This window comes from Mesorhizobium sp. M0478 (assembly GCF_040321305.1).
Lineage (GTDB): Bacteria > Pseudomonadota > Alphaproteobacteria > Rhizobiales > Rhizobiaceae > Mesorhizobium.
Map to the genome: position 1 here is coordinate 668542 of NZ_JAMYRH010000003.1, position 17775 is coordinate 686316.

The window sequence follows — 17775 nt, forward strand, 5'->3', positions numbered from 1 at the left end:
ATTCGCCGCCTATGGAACCGTCAGAGGGACAATGGCATGCTGAAGAGCAGCTTCGACAAGTATTTCCTCCACTTCAGGGGGTACATGGCGGCTATGGCTGCTGCAATCTTGCTGGGCATGACCCTGTCAGCGGGAGCACAGGAAAATTCCGCGGCGAACGAGCTTTTCAACTACCCGGACACTCTGCTGAACGGGATCGTCAGCGCCCAGTTTTCCAAGCCGATAGAAGAATGCCGGAAACTCTGCGAGGCGCGTTCGGGATGTCAGGGGTTTGACCATTCTCAAAAGGACGAGTGCCGCCTGTTCGCGAGCGTGGGCGCCGGACGCGTGAACGTGGGTTCGACCGCTGCGACGCGCAGCCTGCTTTCGAATTACACCGACCCGACAAATCCTCCGCTTGCAGCCAGGCTGGCGAAGCTCAAGGAAACCGACACTGACGGCCATGAACTCTTCGCGCTAAGCGAGGAGGCTTTCAAGCGCGGAGACCGGAGCGTCGGGCTGCAGGCGATCAATCTCGCAATGCAGAGAGGCAACCAGGACGCGAAGCTCGAAATGGCGAAATGGTATGATCCAAGGACCTTCGCGCCGGACCGCGTGGACGCGATCGACTCCAATAAGGCGGCGCGTTCGTATTTCGAACTCGCGCTAGAGGGCAATGCGCAAGCCAACAACCTGCTGAGCTCGCTTTGCGTCGACGCTAGCGACACGGGCTCGAACCACGCCAACGCATACGAGAATTTCCTTCGCACCACCTACTGCGAAGGGTCGATCAGTCCTTGACCCAACCGCTCTTACATATCGGTTTCATGGGTTGGGCCAAGGGAAGCGGAATGCAGCGGAGGCGGCATTGGTTGCGCGTGGTCGGAACAGCGTCGGCGGCGTTTCTGCTGACATTTTCGCTTGCGATGCCTGGAATTGCTACGCAGGCATTGGCGCAGGCGTCAGGAGGCGAACTTCTCGAATATCCAGAGACCGCATTGAGGGGAACCCCCAGTGCCGAGTTCCGGCGACCTTTGGACGACTGCCGGAAAATCTGCCTGGAGCGTTCGGGCTGCGCCGGGTTCGATCACTCCTCTTCAACCAACCTCTGCCGTTTGTTTCCAGCGGTCGCCTCAGCACAACCTGACCCGCTCTCGACCGGCGGCACCCGCCAGCGGATTCCAGGCTATCACGATCCCGCCAATGCCGAGTCCTGGTACTATGCGTCCTTCAGCGGGGTTGACCTTTGGGGGGGCGATCTCGTGTCAAAAGGCATCGATGCGCCCAACGCCGAAAGCTGCTCGGCTCTGTGTGACAGCCGAACCTCCTGCCGGGCGTTCACCTACAATCAGGAGGTGAATCGATGCTTTTTAAAATCGGGCTTCGATTTCGTGCAATCCTACCCTTTGGGACGGTCCGGCCTCTATTTCAAGGCTAAACCATCGGCCCCTCCTCCGACCTTGACTGCCGACTGGGAGCTTTTCACCCTGAGCGGCTTCATTGGAAACGGCATGGAATCGCCTGCGATCTCCTATCAGGAATGCATGGGGCAATGTCACTCGGACGGTGGATGCGGTGGGTTTACGTGGGTGACCGTGAGACCCAACCGATGTTTCCTGGTCCAGGGAACCAACCTGTACCCGGTGCGGCGAAAAGGCATGACGTCGGCGCGAAAAAACAGCCGGACGGTCACTCCCGACTTTGTACATCCCGTCGCTCCGAGGGACTAAAACATGCCGCCGCGGATCGCATTTCTCACCGCTGTTGCCTGCGCCTTTTTTGGCCTTTCCTCACCGCTGAAGGCTGACCCCCCAGTGCCGAGAGCCCGCATCCCAAACGTCGACCTGCATCGCATAATCGAAGACGCCAGGCTGCGTCAGATGATCGGGCAGATGGTGCTGGTTGGCTTTGTCGGCAGCGAGCCCGGTGCCGAGGGATACGCGAGAGTCGTCAGGCAAGCGGAGGAAGGAAAGATCACGGGCGTCATTTATCTGGGGCGCAATATCGACGGCCTGAAGCAAGTGCGGCAACTGAACGAGGGCCTGCAGCGTTTCGCGGCAAGCCCGCTGCTCATCGCTGTCGACCAGGAGGGCGGCCGTATCCAGAGGTTCACTGGAGCCATGGGGTTCAACGAGACGCCGAGCGAGGCGACTGTGGCTAAGTCCATGAGTCCAGACGAGGCCAGCGTGATTTACCAGGACCTCGCTTCCGCTCTCTCGGATCTGGGATTCAACCTCAACTTGGCTCCCGTCGTCGATGTCAACGTCAACCCGGCAAATCCCATCATTGGCAAGCTTGGCAGGAGCTTTTCCGCCGATCCGCAGACGGTCGAGGCATACGCGAAGGCTTTCGTCGAAGCGCATCGGGCGAAGGGAGTGCTAACGGTCTTGAAACACTTCCCTGGGCACGGTTCCAGCACCAAGGACAGCCACAAGGGCATGGCCGACGTTTCCAAGACATGGAGCGATAAGGAACTTCTCCCCTACAAGAACCTGATCGCGTCGGGAGATGTCGACATGGTCATGTCCGCCCATGTGATAAATAACAAGCTTTCCTTTTCGGCCCAAATCCCCTCCTCGCTTTCCCGCGCGACGTTAACCGGGCTGCTGCGGGACAAGATGCACTTCAAGGGCGTGGTTATCAGCGACGACATGCAGATGCAGGCCATTACCGACACCATCACCTTTGAGGACTCGGTGCGCCGAGCCGTTTTGGCAGGGAACGACATCCTGATATTTGCCAACGACAAACATCCAGACCCCCTGGTCCCGGAAAAAGTTGCCGCCCTCCTGTCCGAGGAAGCGCGCAAGGACCCGGAAATGCTTGAGCGGATACAGAAATCCTACGAGAACATCATGCGCCTGAAAAGGAAGCTCGCACCGGCCGTTTCCGAGGACACGACCATTTTACAGGAACGGTAGCGCGAGGCTGAGCAGGCGAGGAGGAAACATGCTGGCAGGTGGTCTTCGTCGCGGGATGGCGGGACTTCTTTTGGGACTTGCGGGCGCGCTTGCTGCTGTCGTGCCTCCAACGGGGATTCTGCCAGCGAACGCGCAGTCCACAGGAGAGTTCTTCAATTATCCACAAACCCTCCTGAATGGTACCGTCAGCGCGACGGTCAGCGTGCCGCTGAAGTCGTGCAGAAACCTCTGCTTCGCGCGTTCGGGATGCATCGGCTTCGACTACTCGTCGTCCGACGGTTTCTGTCGGCTGTTCGCGAACGTGGCTGGCGGGGGTGAGAGCCCGCCACACATCGCCGGAACACGCAGTCTCGTCATGGGCTACCGTCCGCCAGCCAATCCGCCAGTCGCAGCTCAACCGACATCGCAGCCGAGCCAGGGTGCGTCGGAAGCGGAAGCGACGAAGCAGAAAAGCGCCACATCGCAAAAGACTGGCAAGCCAGCGGCGATCGTCCGAGCGAAACCAAGACGTAAAAAACAACGAGAGGCGACAAGTCAGCGGCCGGCAGCAAAGTCAAAAGCGGCCTCACCAGATCCGACCTCCTCGGCGTCGAGGGCACGTCCGTCTAAGTTCCGCATCTGCAACAACCATTTTGGGACCTTCTCGGTTCTCGCATCCCGGAAATGTCCGCTGAGCGGTCCCGGAAGCTTTTGAGGCTCTCTTCGGAAAGCGGCGGAGAAAGGCAACCAATGTCACAGATGAACAATCCGCAGGTGCTCCAAGTGTCCGAGCCACCATCGGACATGCATCCTGCGTGCCCGCGGAGGTTTGCTGATCGCATTCGGCAATTAAGCGGCAGAACCGTTGGACTACTGATAGGGTTTGTGGTCGCATTTGCGGCTGCTGTTGTTCCGCCGGCCGGAGGTCGGCCCGCAAACGCGCAATCGGCCCAGGAGCTCTTCCGCTACCCGCAGACCTTCCTGAACGGGGCGGTCAGCGCCACGGTCAGCGTGCCGCTTGAGGCCTGCAGCAAGCTTTGTTCCGCGCGCTCGGGGTGCGCGGGCTTTGATCATTCGTCGCATGGCGGCGTCTGCAGGCTGTTCTCGAGCGTAGCAGGCGCGCAGGAAAGCCAAGGACACACGGCCGGCACTCGCAGTCTGGTCACTGGCTATCATCCACCAGTCAATCCACCTGCCTCTCCACAGGCTGCAGAACCGCCGCCGGAGCCTGGCGAGTTGGAAGAGGAGGCGGTGGCCGTCGCGCCACCATCCGGATCTTTCAGGCGTTTCCTCAACAGGGATATAAAGAGTAAGGCCGCAGAGACCCGTCAAGCTGACAACGTGGAACAGTGTGAATCCATGTGCCGAGCTTCGGAGAGCTGGTGCAGGGCTTTCACTTACGACGCGTGGAACAGAAAGTGCTTTCTCAAGGAGCGACAAGGCCAACTTTTGATGAACGCCCGCGCTACTAGCGGCGTTATCTCGGGAGATGACATGCCGCCGGCGTCGAGTGCGGCTCCCTATTTCGAGTATTTCAACGGCAAGGCTTTTTCAGGCAACGGGTTCCGGGTGCTGAGCGCCCGCTCTCGCAACGAGTGCGAACGGGGCTGCTCGGCACTGGACCAATGCATCGCCTTCGGATTCACCCAATCTCAGCAGCGCTGCGTCCTTTTCGACCAACCGGGCGAATATTCAAGCAGTCGGGGAACTGACAGCGGAGCAATACGCCAAGACTAATCAGAATGTGAGCTAGGGATCCATGGCCAAGTCGGCGAACGGCAGCTCCCGGAATCGAGATCCGGCGATCGAATGACTGAGATTGGGCGCATTGCGGTCCGGCAGCCTTGGGGCCGGAACCCGTCGGTCCGCTATCGGGGCGAGCTCGGCGGATAGCCGCCATTCGGCAGACGACGTCTGAGCGGACGTTGAGGCGGGTTGCATGCATACGGATGACCCGGGGCTGCAGGGCAGACATGCCCTGCACGAAGTCCTTGTCGAACCGTGGCAGTGCAGGTCCGCGATCTCGAGCATCTGCTAGGCCAGATGCTGCTCCAGTGCCCCATGCGGGTAAGCTCTGCCTCGCTATCACCCCTTCACTGAGCCCCAGAGTGACGGCCGGATTCGCGCGCGCAATGGACGCGTGCGAGACGCTGTTCGATGCTGGCTCTTATGGCGCTGAGGAGGCTGCAACGTGGCGAGCGGATGCTTGCCACTTATTGCGATGCGCTCCGGCAGGCACATGATGCCATGATCGGCACCTCTGCATGCGCCAGAGCCTGATTCAACTGCTGTCGGACCTCGATGATTTCTACCGCGCCACCACGTCGGCTAAGGCATTCAAGCAGGCCGTGTAGGCTCCAGACGTTGCGTGGGTGTTGGCAAGGACGCGGCAACGTCGCATCAAGCCCAAGGTCCGCGCGATAGACAGCCTCAGCTTCGCCATATAGTCCGGCATCCATCAGCAATGCGCCAAGCGCGTGTCTCGTCGGCTGCATCCAACCCCATGGCTCATCATAGAGCAAATTGTCGTCGAGATCGACCGCACGCCGCAGGAAGTCCAGGCCTTCATGGACGCGACCGGACTTGTAGTGCAACTCCCCCAGCATCATCGCTTCGGCAACCTCGAGGATATCGGCGCATGGGTTGTTGAACAGCATGCGCTCGGGTTGCACTGCATCGCGCGCGGCCGCGAAAAGGCTAGCGCTTTCCTCTGCCTGGGGGATTTTACCGAGATTGGCCAGAGCTACGGTGCGGGCATAATGCAACAGGACGGTGCTGAACGAGTAGAGCTCAGCATCGTCAGGGAAGGCCTCTTCCAGGATGCAGGACCAGCGGCCAAAGCGGATAAGTACGTGCAACTTCATCGGCGCGAAGGCTTCAAACATCTCTGGCATGTAACGCACCACCGGCTCCGGCAGGTTTTCTGCCAGTGCCCTCGCGGCCTCGAAGGCATCCGAAGGGCGACCAAGAAACATGGCCCCGTAGATTTGAAAGTGAAGGTCGTGGATGCGGTAGACAGTGTAAAAGTTCTCACCGCCTGCATGAGCGAAATATGAACGATCCACCTGAGCCGCCTGCCGATTGCGCACCACGACTTTGTGGTAGTCGCCGCAAAGCACGTCAATATGCGTCGCCATATGCACAAGATGCCCAGAGTCTGGCACTAGGCGCACCAGCCGATCTGCATGCGGCAAGGCTTTTTCTGGCGTCGACGACATCTCCATCAGATGAATATAGAAATGCAACAACCCCGGATGTCCCCAGGCTGCTGGCTGGGTCGTGAAGGCACGGTCCAAAGCCGCGCGCGCTTCCACCGTCGAGGTGCCAGCCGAAGGCTGCCCGGTCCGAGTATCCCACAGCGCCCAAGGCGTGCGGTTGATCAGTGCCTCGACGAAGATCGCGGTCACATCCAGATCGTCAGGGAACCTCTCGTACACTGTGCGCATCGCATCAGCGAAATCGTCATTCCAAGGGCCATAATCCGCAATCTCTGGATCAGTAGGGAAGCGCGATGTCAGCGCATCAAGCAAGGCGCGCTCGACTTCGATTGCAGACAGATCGCACGCTTCCGCCAGCAATACATGCGCCCGCGTCAAAGCGACAATACGCTCTTCAGGCCCGAAGGAGGTCCATAGCTTGTTGTAGTTTGGACCCAGACAGTGGGCAATTCCCCACCGCGCCATGACGTTCGAAGGCGCCACCTCGAGCGCGCGCTCGTAACAGGCAATGGCCTCTTCGTGGTTAAATCCGTATTGCCAGATCAGTCCCCGGTCGAACCACATCTGCGCCTCGGAAAGCGTGTTGTCCAGCCGGCGGGAGAAGGTGCCTAGATCGAAGTACGTCATCGTATCCAACTCCATGGCTGTCGGCGACTAGCCGCCCAAACTACATCAAACCCCCGAAGGAAGGGAGTTCGACTTCAGGATGCCGCCCGATGTCACCGTGCGATCTTCATCAAGAGCCGCGATAGGTGCGCCCATCCCCGCCCCGACGCCGTTTTCGGACCGGACCGACAACGATTTCCCCTCAACGAGGAGCGATGTGGATGGACATCTCTGCATTGGCTTTGGGCGATAAGCCGGACTGAGACAGTTTACCCGATCAGCCTCAAGGGCTGACGCTTATCAATATGCGATGTGAAACACGGATCGTAGTCTGAACTGGGGCCGAAAGCAGATAGCCTGTTCTCAGGATAATGCAATCAAGAAGCGGGCATTGCGTCGCACATAGTCGAGGCAGCTATGTCGCGCTCTGCAGGCAGAGCCGCCAAGGCCGCGAACCGGGCCTGCGCGGTTTCGACGAGCGCTGCCTACCTGAGCCGCCGGCTAGGCTGGGTGCGTTTCTGCACATGGTCATGTTGGCTAGCAAGCTCTCTGTCTTATGATTTGCGAGGATCGACCTGGGAAGAGTCTCGGCGATGATCTTCCTCTTCGGATAGTGGAGTTTCTACGAAGGCTATCGGGCCGCGATCTTCAGTTCCCCGGTGGCGACCCTGCCGACAAGATTGCGCATCACGTCGAACGTCAGAAGGTTAACACTGCCATCGGTAACCATGCCTACCGCAACGTCCGAGAAGTGCTCGGCGACGAAGCGCACGACCGCAGCTTCCTTCTTGGGTAGCGCCGAGATCAGGCATGAAGCGTTGCTGACGATCCAGGTGTCGCCGGACTTGTCAAACCGGAAGGCGACATGATCGGTGCCGTCGGGATACTTAATACTGCCCATGGCGCAAGAAGCGATCTTGCCGGCTGATTTCGTGGGAGCGTTCAGGAACATCTCAAGGCTATCGATGTTCCCAGGGTTATAGGAATGAACTACGACAGCCAGGCCGAAATTCGGCGTTCCGCTGGATTTGTCGATCTTGACGTCGAGGTCGGTGACATAGGTCGAGTCGCTGCCTCCTTTTTGCGTCTGTCCCTCGTACGCGTGTACCTTGAACACGGGCACAAGCAGACCTGCCTGTGCCGCGGCATCGTTCGGTACGTTCGAGACGACCGCCACCTGGGTTGGCGGCTCGATGAATGTTCCCCTCTGCAAACCAGCGGTTGTCGGGTCCGAGTAGAGCGCGAGGAAGGACCGCACTGTCGCAACGCTTAGGTCCCGAGGTGCGACGGCTGCCGGCAATGTGCGGCAACTCAGCGCCATTTCGCGGGTGCGCTCGCTGGGACGCCCGTCCGGCTTGCCGACGTCACAGCCCAAACCATTGAGGGTCACCTGCAGCGATTTGAGCGCGACGGCGTCGCCTAGCGTGTAGAGACCATCGCGAGTTGCGGCCCGTCTGACCGCCGCGAAGTATAGCGACGCGTCTCTGACCCGAGCGACCGCTTGGGTGCAACAAAGATAGATGCCAAACTTGGCGTAATTGGTGCTCTCAAGTCCGGGGTGAAGGTCGGTCCATGCCACTCGGTCACTAATTTGCCATTGAGGTACACCTTAACCCGACCGGAGCTGTCCTTCGCCCACTTAATAAATAGCTCGAAGCGGCTCCACTTGCCGACAAGGTTCTTGAAATCGGCGACCTTGAGGCGCGGACCGGGCGTGCAGTTGTAGTTTCTGAGCGCGTTACTGAATGCAAGGTAGAGAGAGTCATCTTTGCCCGCGAAATTTGCGAGTGAAATGTGCTGGCATTGTTTGTTGTGAAAGTAGAATAGTTGCATGTAACCGTCAGCTTGCTTTATGCCGTATGGGAAGTCGTCAGGTAAGTAGACAGCGAACCCATACCAGCCCTGTTTCGGCTGCCCATTGCCGTTCTTTTTGGTCGCAAAGACGTTTTCACGAACTTGCGACCGTACCGACTGCTCGTCGCAGTCGTTAGCTGGAGCATGCGGCTCATAGCGCCGTGGATTGCAATAACCTGAGGGGATCCGAAAAGAATAAACCTTGGAGGTCGGCGCCTCGCCGGTTGGGTCATCGATGATCGCAACGGACTTGGGAGCACTCAACTCGTCGATTACGAGAGGATCGAAACCGGTTTCTTCGGCGGCCTCCAGCCGGCCCGTGGCATAACTCACAACCGCAGTCACAGCCAAGGCTATAATAACGTTGAAACGCGGATGGAGCATCGCACCCTCCTCTCGATTTTCCAGCGCGTCCGCGCTTGACATTCAATTAGACATCGGCTGATGACGCCCTTCGTTCGCCTGATACTGTGCCCTTGTGCAGAAATCGACGAGCTCGGATCATCGTTAGCGCACTTACAGTCCACCAAACCAAGGCCTTGCAGTTTACCTGATGCCTGGCGATGGCGACTCTGAGAATGGCGCCGCTACGCCGTTAGCCAGTCGCTCCATCATTCGCGGCGCGGCTGCTAGCCAATAACTCATTGCTGTTTTGTCACAAGCTGATGCACCAAGGCCAACGCTTGACGTTTGCAACCGCTGCTTACCATCCATCCAAGAACTTCCAGCGGATTTTCAAGAACGTTCTTTGGAAACATTTTAATTTCGATCGACGCCGATGTCTTGTTGGTCTCGACGACAACAGATTTCACCTCGGGAGGAATACGGTCTGGAAGAGAGTAAGTGAGCTTGCCTGCGCTCCAGACTATGCCGTTGAACGGCTCACCGTCGCCGATGCGGATTGAAAAAACCGCGCTCTGACCTATGCCCTCGCGCGCAAGAACCATAACACCATCGCGGATGCAGCCCGGGGCGGATTCTTCGATGGACACTGCCCAGGGGTCGTCGAGCCCGCTCGGCGTGGAATAGTCGCTAGTGGTGCGCGAACCGCCGATGGACTCCGTTCTCTTGCGCTCGTTCGCCAAGAGGACGGCTATCAGGTCAAGCTTTGAAGGGCCTTCCTGCGCTTTGGCAGTCCCCTGTAAACTGCCGGACGTCAATGCATCCTCAGTTACCACGAAGGAATCTGGACCCGAAAGCGCGTTCACGCTGCCGTCCTCGCCGAGCAAAGTGACGACCGTACCGGCTGGCACGTTGATGACGTCGCTTGGCATAAAGAGCTTGCCTGGCGGCAGTTCATCCACCGCCGGCTCAGCTGACAGGACCACATACTGGCTGCCGGCGACCGCGCGTTGCGCCGTCACAAGAACGGCCGCGGTGAGGGTCAGAGAGGCGATTTGCGAGATCGGACGCATGAGGCTCATGTCATTGATGACCCTATTTGTCGGCAAGATGAATGTCTGCTCGGAAGCGTCCGCTTGCAAGACGGCTATGATGAAAAGCGATCAGGGCGTCTTGTGGATAGTTTGTGACCAACAGCTCAAATGCCGCTGTCGCGAGCTTATCGTCGGTGCCAAGCAGGGCGTACGCCTTTGCGTATTCCTCGCAAAGTATCGTATTTTCTGACGTTCGGCTCATTGCCTCGAAAGCCTCGATGCCTTGGTTCTTGCCCTTAAGGTGCAGAACTCCCGCAGGCCGCAGCAAGAAGCGCGTTGCTTGTTTCGCGACTTCCGCGCTAATGCAATTTTTCGTGCCGATGTACTTGTTTGCGCCCTCCAGTCGGGCCGCAGTGTTTACCGTGTCTCCAATAGCTGTGTAGTTGAAGAACCGATTTCCCCCGAAGTTGCCGACGATTGCAGGCCCGCCATGAATACCTATGCGGGTGGATCCGAGTGAATGGCCCCGTCGTGCCGATTTCTCGCGCAGCCGCTGCGCGTGGTCCTGCACAGCAAGTGCCAGAGACACCGCCCGCTCCGCTTGGTCATTTTGTGCTGCCGGAGCCCCGAAGAAGCCGACCACCGCATCGCCGATGACCTTGTCGATGGTTGCACCATGCTCGACAAATAACTCGCAGAGCCCGTTCAGATATTCGTTCAATACATCTGCGAGCACCTCTGGCGCGAGTTGCTCGCTGAATGACGTAAATCCCTCGACATCCGTGAATACACAGGTGAGCTCACGCTTCTCGCCACCGAGATGGAGAGCGTTGGGTTCCTTGACAATCGCTGCAACAACGGCCGGACTGACATATTTCGAGAACGCGTTCAGAATGAACTGGCGAGCCTTGGCGTCCCGTCTCCAAGCCAGGAAGCCAACGAACGCCGACAGGCCGACCACAAGCAATGCAGGGGCGACCATCGGAACGAGGATTGCGAACCGCGCGAACGCCCACGCCTCACTGATCCATACCAGCAGCACCGTACAAGCGACCGCGACAGGTTTGAGGACCACCGGGATCGGCCGCGAAACGATCCATAAGCAGAACAGCCCGACAACAAGCATTGGCGCATAGCCCACTGCAGGCCAAGGGGTCGTTATCCGATTCCCGGACACGAGCCTGGCTAACGAATGGGCGTGGATCGCGACGCCAGGGAGGACACCGATTTTCGCCCCGCTCAACAACGCGAACGGTGTCGGATGACGGTCTATTTGCTGTAGGTCTACACCGATAAGAACATATTTCCCCTCGAACCAGCTGAGCGGTGCCAGCGGAACGGCCTGTGCCGGATAGGTTGGAAAGCTGAAGGGCAGGCTGTTCCCCGTGCGGTAGTAGACCATCTCCTCCGGCGAGTGGCCGCCACCAACGCCGGTGGATGCTGCGATCACTGCAACAAAACTTGGCATCCAAGCGCCGCCGCCTTCTCGACCGGGGAAGGCCCCACGGACCACGCCGTCGAGATTGTCATGCAACAATGCTGCAAGGCCCCGCTTTGCCGACGGAGCGAACGCGTTTAGATAGTCGGATTGTCTTTGGGTAAGGCCGTCAGTCCGCGAAGCCGAGGCGATCACCACAGGCACACGGGCGGTTTCAATGGCAGTTTCGAGGCGGGCATCCTTTTCCGGCTCTGTTGCCTGGTCGAACAGTAGGTCGATGCCGATGGCGAGAGGGCGGGCGGACTCGATCCGGGCCACCATGTCGGCCAAGAAGCCACGGTCCAGTGGTGAGCGGTATGGAAAATTCGCCAGGGTCTGTTCTGTTATTGAGACCACGACGATGTTGGGTGGAGCATGGGTGAACGGCGAGATCGAGACCATCATCACGTCGCGCAGGATGTTCTCCAACGGCGGTGACACGAGAGCGGTCCAGAGGCCCAGCAGAACCAGATAGGCGAGCGATGCGGCGATGCCCCCTCGCCGCAGGCTGACGATCCGGCCAAGTGTCCGCACGCCGAAATACACCCCTAAGTGGAAGCGCTACTCGCTGCCAGCATACCCGTTCAGGCGCATCAAGCAAATTGTCGCCCGTTTGCATTGGAATGCACGACCCCAGCACCGAAACGGTGTCCGCCAATCCATCTCAGAGTCGCAGGCCACTCGTCCGCAGCCCGGGGCATAGCTCTTCTCGGTTGCATTAGCCTCTGCTACAAGTTCCCTTGGGGAGCCGTTTCGCCATGCGCAGCGCTTTCATTCTCTTGGTTTTATTGTTTGCCGCTGTTTCGGGACAGGCAGTCGCCGAGAAACGCGTTGCGTTGGTCATTGGCAATTCTGCCTATCAGCATGCCGTCCAACTAGCCAATCCGAAGAACGACTCCTCCGACATAGCTGCCAAACTTGAAAGCCTTGGGTTTCAGGTCGTGAGCGACCAGGACCTCGACTTGGCGGGAATGCGACGCACAGTACGCAACTTCTTGGAGAGGCTCGACGGTGCCGACATGGCGCTTTTTTTCTATGCCGGACACGGCCTGCAGGTGAATGGCAGCAACTATATGGTGCCGGTGGATGCACAGTTGTCCAGCTACAACGACCTCGACTTTGAGGCCCTGCCGATAGACCTCGTACTTTCGGCGATGGAACGCAGCACGAAGGTTAACCTCATCTTCCTCGATGCCTGCCGGGATAATCCGTTTGCGGAGAAGCTTTCCCGCTCCATGGGGACGCGCTCCGGTTCCCTAGGGCGTGGTCTTGCCAGACTTGGCAGCGGAGTCGGGTCGCTAATCGCGTTCGCAACGCAACCAGGTAACGTCGCGATAGACGGGGCGGGCCGGAACTCTCCGTTCACAACTGCACTGCTCTCGCACCTCGGCACGCCTGGGCAGGATATCATGCGCGACCTCGTCGATGTGCGCCGCGATGTGCTGGCCGCCACGGATGGGAAGCAGGTGCCGTGGGAAAATTCGTCGCTTACGGGAGAAGTCGTTTTGAAGCCTCTCGCGGCAACGGCCGAGCCGAAACAGGCGTCTGCTTCGCTTCCGCAGACTGCGTCGCCAGACAACGCGGTCGAGCTAGCCTATTGGGCGACCATCAAGGACTCAACCGACAAGAGCTTCTTCGAGGCGTATCTACAGCAGTTTCCGACGGGCGTCTTTGCGGCCCTTGCCAGGCTAAAGATCGACGGTATCGCCAAGCGTTTTGAAGCGGAACGGCAGGCTTCCACCAAACAGGTGGCGGGACAGCCAACGACGGAGCGCATCGCTAAGGCAACCGACAATACCAAGGCGATGGAAGTCGCCAGCCTTGAACAACCCAATCCGCTGCCGCAGTCACCGGCAGGCAACATAGACGCTGGCGAACTTACACGGGCCACTCAAGTGGAACTGGTTCGCCTGGGGTGCCTGGCCGGCCATGCCGACGGCAAATGGGGCTTGGGCAGCCGCAAAGCACTTCAAGACTATGCCGGCAGGCAAGGTGTCAAGCTTGCATCATTGGAACCGACAGCGGAACTTCTGGAAAGACTAAGGGCGGTCGGAGCTCGTATCTGCCCGCTTATTTGTGAAGACGGAATGAGGGTGCAGGGCGATCATTGTGTGCCCCAGACGAGCGGGCTAAGCGCCTTTAATGGCACATGGAAATTAGTCAGACGAGCCACAACGGACTGCGGCGATTGGCGAGAACTCTCAACACGCGTTTTCATAAGAGATGGCAGAGTATCGTCTGACTCCGGATTTACAGGAAGCATTTCCAGCAGCGGCGCCGTCAATATGAAAAGCACCTTTGTATATAAAGGAAGAACGGGCGGGAACACCCTGAGCGGGGTCATAAAGGGTGACAACGGAACCGGCAGATTTAAAGGGACCGGAGCTGGCAGCGGGTGTTCAGGAAAAGTTATTATGGAAAGAATGTAGAAAGGGCGGAGTCGGCCGTCGGCCGCACTTCTGTTGAAAGGCCGATGCTACGAGGCCAGCAACTGCAAGAGCTACATAGGAGTCAAGAGCCGATCTTAAACATGAACGGCGGTCGTATCGTCAAGCTCATGGAGTTCGCCAGCGGCGTCAATGTCGGCAACTGGTGCAAACGTGCGGCTGCGGATGTTCGCTCGGATGTCCGCTTTTGGGATGCGGTTAGGGTCTGCTCAACGACGGATATTAGGCGCGAAGCAGCCTTGGTCAAGTGAGGCTCTCAGCAGTGCAGCCTCCAGTGATCCACAACACAGCCCAACTAAGCCAACTGTGCACCGTGCGGCATTCATCGCCGCCGCAGCGCGATACCGCCCTGTTGCCGACCTTCACAAGCACACCTTCCTTGGCCTCGATGTCGGCAAGTTCCCCCCTCGCCGCCAACAACATCGCGCATTGGCCGGCATCAATCATCTCCTGTGCGGCGCGGCACAGCCGACAGGTCTTGCCTTGTCCGGAACCGAAAGTGGGGCTTCGATCGACGCCGGCACGCCCCGCACATCCAATGGTCCGATCATATCTCGCCACCTGCAGGGCGTCTCGATTTGACGAAGAATCCACGGTATGCGCCGCGCCAAGGTCAGCCGCGCAGGATGAGATCGACCGCTTGAAGCAGGGCGTTTGCGAAAAGCGACACGCCGACCCCGTGCCTAAGCCGAGGAGCTGCGCCACAAACGCCTTGCGCTTGACGGAGATCTCCTCGCGCTCATCGACGAGTTCGGCCAGCATAGCATCGATCTCATCGGTGATTGCTGCCTCCGACCAGCCCGCCACTATGAGGGTCGCCAGAAAACGCCACACTTCAGGAGCGTCCAAGGTCTCGACGATGTGGCTGAACACCTTCCGGTGATATTCTTTCCGTCCGCCAGCGAAAGCGCAGCTCTAAGGTATCGAGATCCGCTGGACCTTTGCCATTTCGATGCGCGTTGCCGATTGACTCGACGAACTTTGCGAACGCATCCGTCCCATCGAGATTGTGATGAACCGGAATTCGGTTGGCTGTGCACCATTGCCCGCGGCCTCAAACAGATCTGGCAGCACCTCTTCAACGATCGTGCGCGAAGTCCAAGGCGCCATTCCCCGGCGGATCTTGATTTAGTCGACCCTGCGGACCACAGGTTGGAGCGTCTGGGCATCGCCGCCTCTCGCGCGCTCGACGACGATGCGGACGCTGGCACCGTCGCGGTTGGCTACCACTTCTTCGATCATTGCGGTGAGGCCGGCCTTCAACGTTGCAAGCAACTGGTAGAGGACACCGGAAAAGTTCCATTTCCCGACCGTCAATGCGCCGCCATCGCGCTGGTTCGCCATGCAAACGTCATATCCGCGACGCCCTCGAACCCAATCCCTAAGCCGAATTATACCGGCGCGATCCGATTGAAATGGCGACTGACGCGTATGGCTTTTTGAACGCCGTCGAGTACAACTCTCGCTATGGGGATCTCGCTCTATCGACAGTTCCGGAAAACCTTAAAGGGGACGCCGCTCACCGGGCGCTATATGCCCTACAATTGGTCGAACTTGCCCAATCCGATTGGCGTCCAATGGATGGCGTATTCGTGGATGCTCGACGAATTTGGGCGTGAGCTCGCCAATACCATCAATAGATTTACCAACGACGTCCATAGCCTGACAGCTTGGTCAAGGGTGATCCAGTCGCTAACGCAGAAGAAACAATTTGACGCGACCCATGAATTCATCGACACACTCGCCACCAACGCCTTGAACTCTCCCTATGTAGTCAAGGGGCGCTTCGGCTTCGCCGCCGCCCATCTGTGCCATCAGGCGAATATGCTCAAGCGGCCAGCCACCTGGAGCGACGACCTGCCGCTCGACTACGACATCTATCCCCACGTGGCTGACAAGTATGGCAAGTCTTGGCGAGGCTACAAAGGACTTAAGCGCGCGCTTGACGCCATTGGCGCAAGTGCCTTCCGCGGTGGCACCGACGATTTCCGCAATGCCTACAATCATCGTTTCTCGCCGCGGTTTGTGGTTGGAATGACGCAACTCGTAACGCGGATCGTCAACGAGAAGACGGGCCAGGTCCGTTACGGGTTCGGCGGACGTGAGCCGCTCGACCTTGCCAAGATTGTGACCTTGCTGGAGCGAGAACAGATGCTGTTCTACGTCGCGTTCGCTAGCTTCCAAGAACTCGTACGCGAACACGAAGCGGCAATCCGAGAACAAGCCCAATGCTAGTCAGCGAATGTTCAGTGGCGCAGGGGGAGTGCGCCGATCTGAGGGGTGCATTCAATATCTGCGTCTAGAAACTGCCGTCCGGTGCGGGCAACAATTCTGTCTGAAATCAGATCCTGGACAGAGTCGTTCTTCTATTGCCGGCAACAAAGCGCAATGCGGGACAGAAAGATTGGTTGGAATGATGGATTGGCTCCGGAGGGGCGGCGGTCTCTTGTCGCCGTCGTCAGCGCATTGGATTCATCGGCCATGACGAGTGGTGAATCTAGGCTGGCTGGTTTTCTGTCTTGATTGCTTATCACCCCTTTTTCTCCCACAACTGACGGAACGTGCCTTGCTTCGTCAAGCTCCCTTTGGATATAAGCCACACAAGGTCGACCTTGGGAGGAATGTAACGTGCGAAAAGTTGAGACGGCGCTCAAGCTGCTTTCGATGACTTCAGGCAACGGTCCCGACTTTGCCGGACATTGGAAAAACGAGCTTGGTTCGAAGATGTTTCTTGCCGTTGTGGGGAACAAAGTGTCCGGTTCATATACGACCGCGAAAAGCGGGAGCGGGAAGTCCTTGACCGGAGACGTGGCCGGATTTGTAAATGGCGATCTAATCTCGTTTGTCGTCGCCTGGCCGGTAGCAGCGATAACTGCTTGGGTAGGGCAACTGACTACCGCTGCAGATGGTTCAGACGTTCTCGACACTCTTTGGCAGATGACGCAAAACGTTGCCGATGCCGAGGAACCCGACGATATGTGGGCTTCAATCAACGCAGGTGCGGATCAATTCGTTCGGGAATAGCCGCTGCCAGGTTTCGGCTGTTGCTCTCGCTCGAAGGTTCGGCGATGGTGGACCTGTGATCTGACGAAGGCTAGAATAGCCGGTCTTACCTGTCCCGGATGTATAAGTTCGTCAGACCATTTGGCGCACCGATTTTGACCGCAGCTTGCCAATTGCGAGGATTTCCGCAACTTGGCAACAAGGACGGCGTCTGGCTGACCTTGTTCCTCGACCACCTGGCCCGATCCGGATCTAGCCGCCGAATGGCAGCGGTGCCCTGGGCGCGCCTGGGTATCAGGACGGTGATTTCAGCGGAGAATCGTATGACGAGGCTGCTGCATCAGACGACCGAGGGGCTGAGCGAAGTGGCCGTGCCTGACTTCACTTTGGCGCAAGTGCGTGAACATCTCCGCCGGTCCGGCCGCGATCCTAAGTTCCTCCCTGACGACGTGCTGCTGTCGCTTACACGTCCCACATTGGCGGCGATCTATTGCCGAATTCCCGGAAGCGAGCGCTGGGCCGGCTGTTAGCGAATATGAGCTAATCGATCGATATTGGCGAAGGGCGACGATAGAGAACCGCACCCAGGCGCGTTCCATGCCAGCGACGGATATGCTTTGCTCCGTCTCGCTGGCACGCTACTTGATGGGAGTGCGATCTATCCGTGGACGGCCAGCGTTGCTGCCAGACTGGCCGTTGCAGACGCGACTCGCGATCGGCTCATCACCGCCGGCGTGCTGCGTCCCGCGCAGAGTCGGCCGCCTACCTGTTGTTGGAGCTCATGCCGAAAGGGCAGCGGACGTCCTGCTGGGCGACCACGCCGCAGCGCCGGTTCCCGTTCGCCATCAAATTAGGCGCTTGCTGTGCCGTGCCGCACCACGGCGACGCTTGGTCGAGACGATCACTCGCATGAGC

16 protein-coding genes are annotated in these 17775 nt (G+C 58.6%); 9 read left to right on the forward strand and 7 right to left on the reverse strand.

Annotation, left to right across the window (positions count from 1 at the left end):
- The first annotated feature begins 36 nt into the window (after positions 1–36).
- From NKI64_RS10985 to NKI64_RS11005, 5 genes are read left to right on the forward strand one after another with little or no spacing between them, the layout of a single operon-like run.
- Positions 37–780 carry a PAN domain-containing protein gene (locus NKI64_RS10985; RefSeq protein WP_023692436.1) on the forward strand — a complete coding sequence of 248 codons (744 nt, stop codon included), beginning with the start codon at positions 37–39 and terminating at the stop codon, positions 778–780.
- The gene (locus NKI64_RS10990) at positions 777–1709 is read left to right on the forward strand and encodes a PAN domain-containing protein (RefSeq protein ID WP_023692437.1); all 933 of its coding nucleotides are present in this window, start codon (positions 777–779) and stop codon (positions 1707–1709) included. Before NKI64_RS10985 ends, NKI64_RS10990 begins: the two co-directional genes overlap by 4 nt.
- 3 nt (positions 1710–1712) lie before the next feature.
- A complete protein-coding gene (locus tag NKI64_RS10995) occupies positions 1713–2900 on the forward strand; it encodes a glycoside hydrolase family 3 protein (RefSeq protein ID WP_023692438.1) in 1188 nt (395 codons plus the stop codon).
- Positions 2901–2928: 28 nt separating this feature from the next.
- Positions 2929–3594, forward strand: coding sequence for a PAN domain-containing protein (locus NKI64_RS11000; RefSeq protein WP_352667910.1), 666 nt, complete (start codon positions 2929–2931; stop codon positions 3592–3594).
- Between the two features lie 35 nt (positions 3595–3629).
- Positions 3630–4616, forward strand: a complete 987-nt coding sequence (locus NKI64_RS11005; RefSeq protein WP_245266088.1) for a PAN domain-containing protein — start codon at positions 3630–3632, stop codon at positions 4614–4616.
- A 476-nt stretch (positions 4617–5092) separates the two neighbouring features.
- Here NKI64_RS11005 and NKI64_RS11010 read toward each other — a convergent pair whose 3' ends face one another.
- The 5 genes from NKI64_RS11010 to NKI64_RS11030 all read right to left on the reverse strand — a co-directional run bounded on the left by NKI64_RS11010 (position 5093) and on the right by NKI64_RS11030 (position 11944).
- The gene (locus tag NKI64_RS11010) at positions 5093–6724 is read right to left on the reverse strand and encodes a tetratricopeptide repeat protein (RefSeq protein ID WP_352667914.1); all 1632 of its coding nucleotides are present in this window, start codon (positions 6722–6724) and stop codon (positions 5093–5095) included.
- Positions 6725–7334: 610 nt separating this feature from the next.
- Positions 7335–8093, reverse strand: coding sequence for a hypothetical protein (locus NKI64_RS11015; RefSeq protein WP_352667916.1), 759 nt, complete (start codon positions 8091–8093; stop codon positions 7335–7337).
- Between the two features lie 29 nt (positions 8094–8122).
- On the reverse strand, positions 8123–8941 hold the full coding sequence (locus tag NKI64_RS11020) for a heparin lyase I family protein (RefSeq protein WP_352667918.1): 819 nt from the start codon (positions 8939–8941) through the stop codon (positions 8123–8125).
- A gap of 257 nt (positions 8942–9198) precedes the next feature.
- Positions 9199–9981, reverse strand: coding sequence for a hypothetical protein (locus NKI64_RS11025; protein ID WP_023692409.1), 783 nt, complete (start codon positions 9979–9981; stop codon positions 9199–9201).
- Between the two features lie 13 nt (positions 9982–9994).
- Positions 9995–11944, reverse strand: a complete 1950-nt coding sequence (locus tag NKI64_RS11030; protein WP_352667922.1) for a CHASE2 domain-containing protein — start codon at positions 11942–11944, stop codon at positions 9995–9997.
- 224 nt (positions 11945–12168) lie between these two features.
- On the opposite strand from NKI64_RS11030, the gene NKI64_RS11035 reads away from it, so the two are divergent.
- Positions 12169–13839, forward strand: coding sequence for a caspase family protein (locus NKI64_RS11035; protein WP_023692411.1), 1671 nt, complete (start codon positions 12169–12171; stop codon positions 13837–13839).
- A gap of 261 nt (positions 13840–14100) precedes the next feature.
- On the opposite strand, the gene NKI64_RS11040 is transcribed toward NKI64_RS11035, so the two are convergent.
- Entirely contained in the window at positions 14101–14730 is a 630-nt protein-coding gene (locus NKI64_RS11040) for a hypothetical protein (protein WP_023829581.1), read from the reverse strand.
- A gap of 255 nt (positions 14731–14985) precedes the next feature.
- The gene (locus NKI64_RS11045; RefSeq protein WP_023692444.1) at positions 14986–15201 is read right to left on the reverse strand and encodes a hypothetical protein; all 216 of its coding nucleotides are present in this window, start codon (positions 15199–15201) and stop codon (positions 14986–14988) included.
- A 123-nt stretch (positions 15202–15324) separates the two neighbouring features.
- Between NKI64_RS11045 and NKI64_RS11050 the strand changes: the two genes are divergently transcribed.
- From NKI64_RS11050 to NKI64_RS11060, 3 genes are all read left to right on the forward strand, one after another.
- Positions 15325–16092, forward strand: coding sequence for a hypothetical protein (locus NKI64_RS11050; RefSeq protein WP_023825853.1), 768 nt, complete (start codon positions 15325–15327; stop codon positions 16090–16092).
- 393 nt (positions 16093–16485) lie between these two features.
- Positions 16486–16881 carry an avidin/streptavidin family protein gene (locus NKI64_RS11055; protein ID WP_023692446.1) on the forward strand — a complete coding sequence of 132 codons (396 nt, stop codon included), beginning with the start codon at positions 16486–16488 and terminating at the stop codon, positions 16879–16881.
- Between the two features lie 98 nt (positions 16882–16979).
- Positions 16980–17390 (forward strand): hypothetical protein, encoded by a 411-nt coding sequence (locus NKI64_RS11060; protein WP_352667925.1) that lies wholly within the window; start codon positions 16980–16982, stop codon positions 17388–17390.
- The last annotated feature ends 385 nt before the right edge of the window (positions 17391–17775 follow it).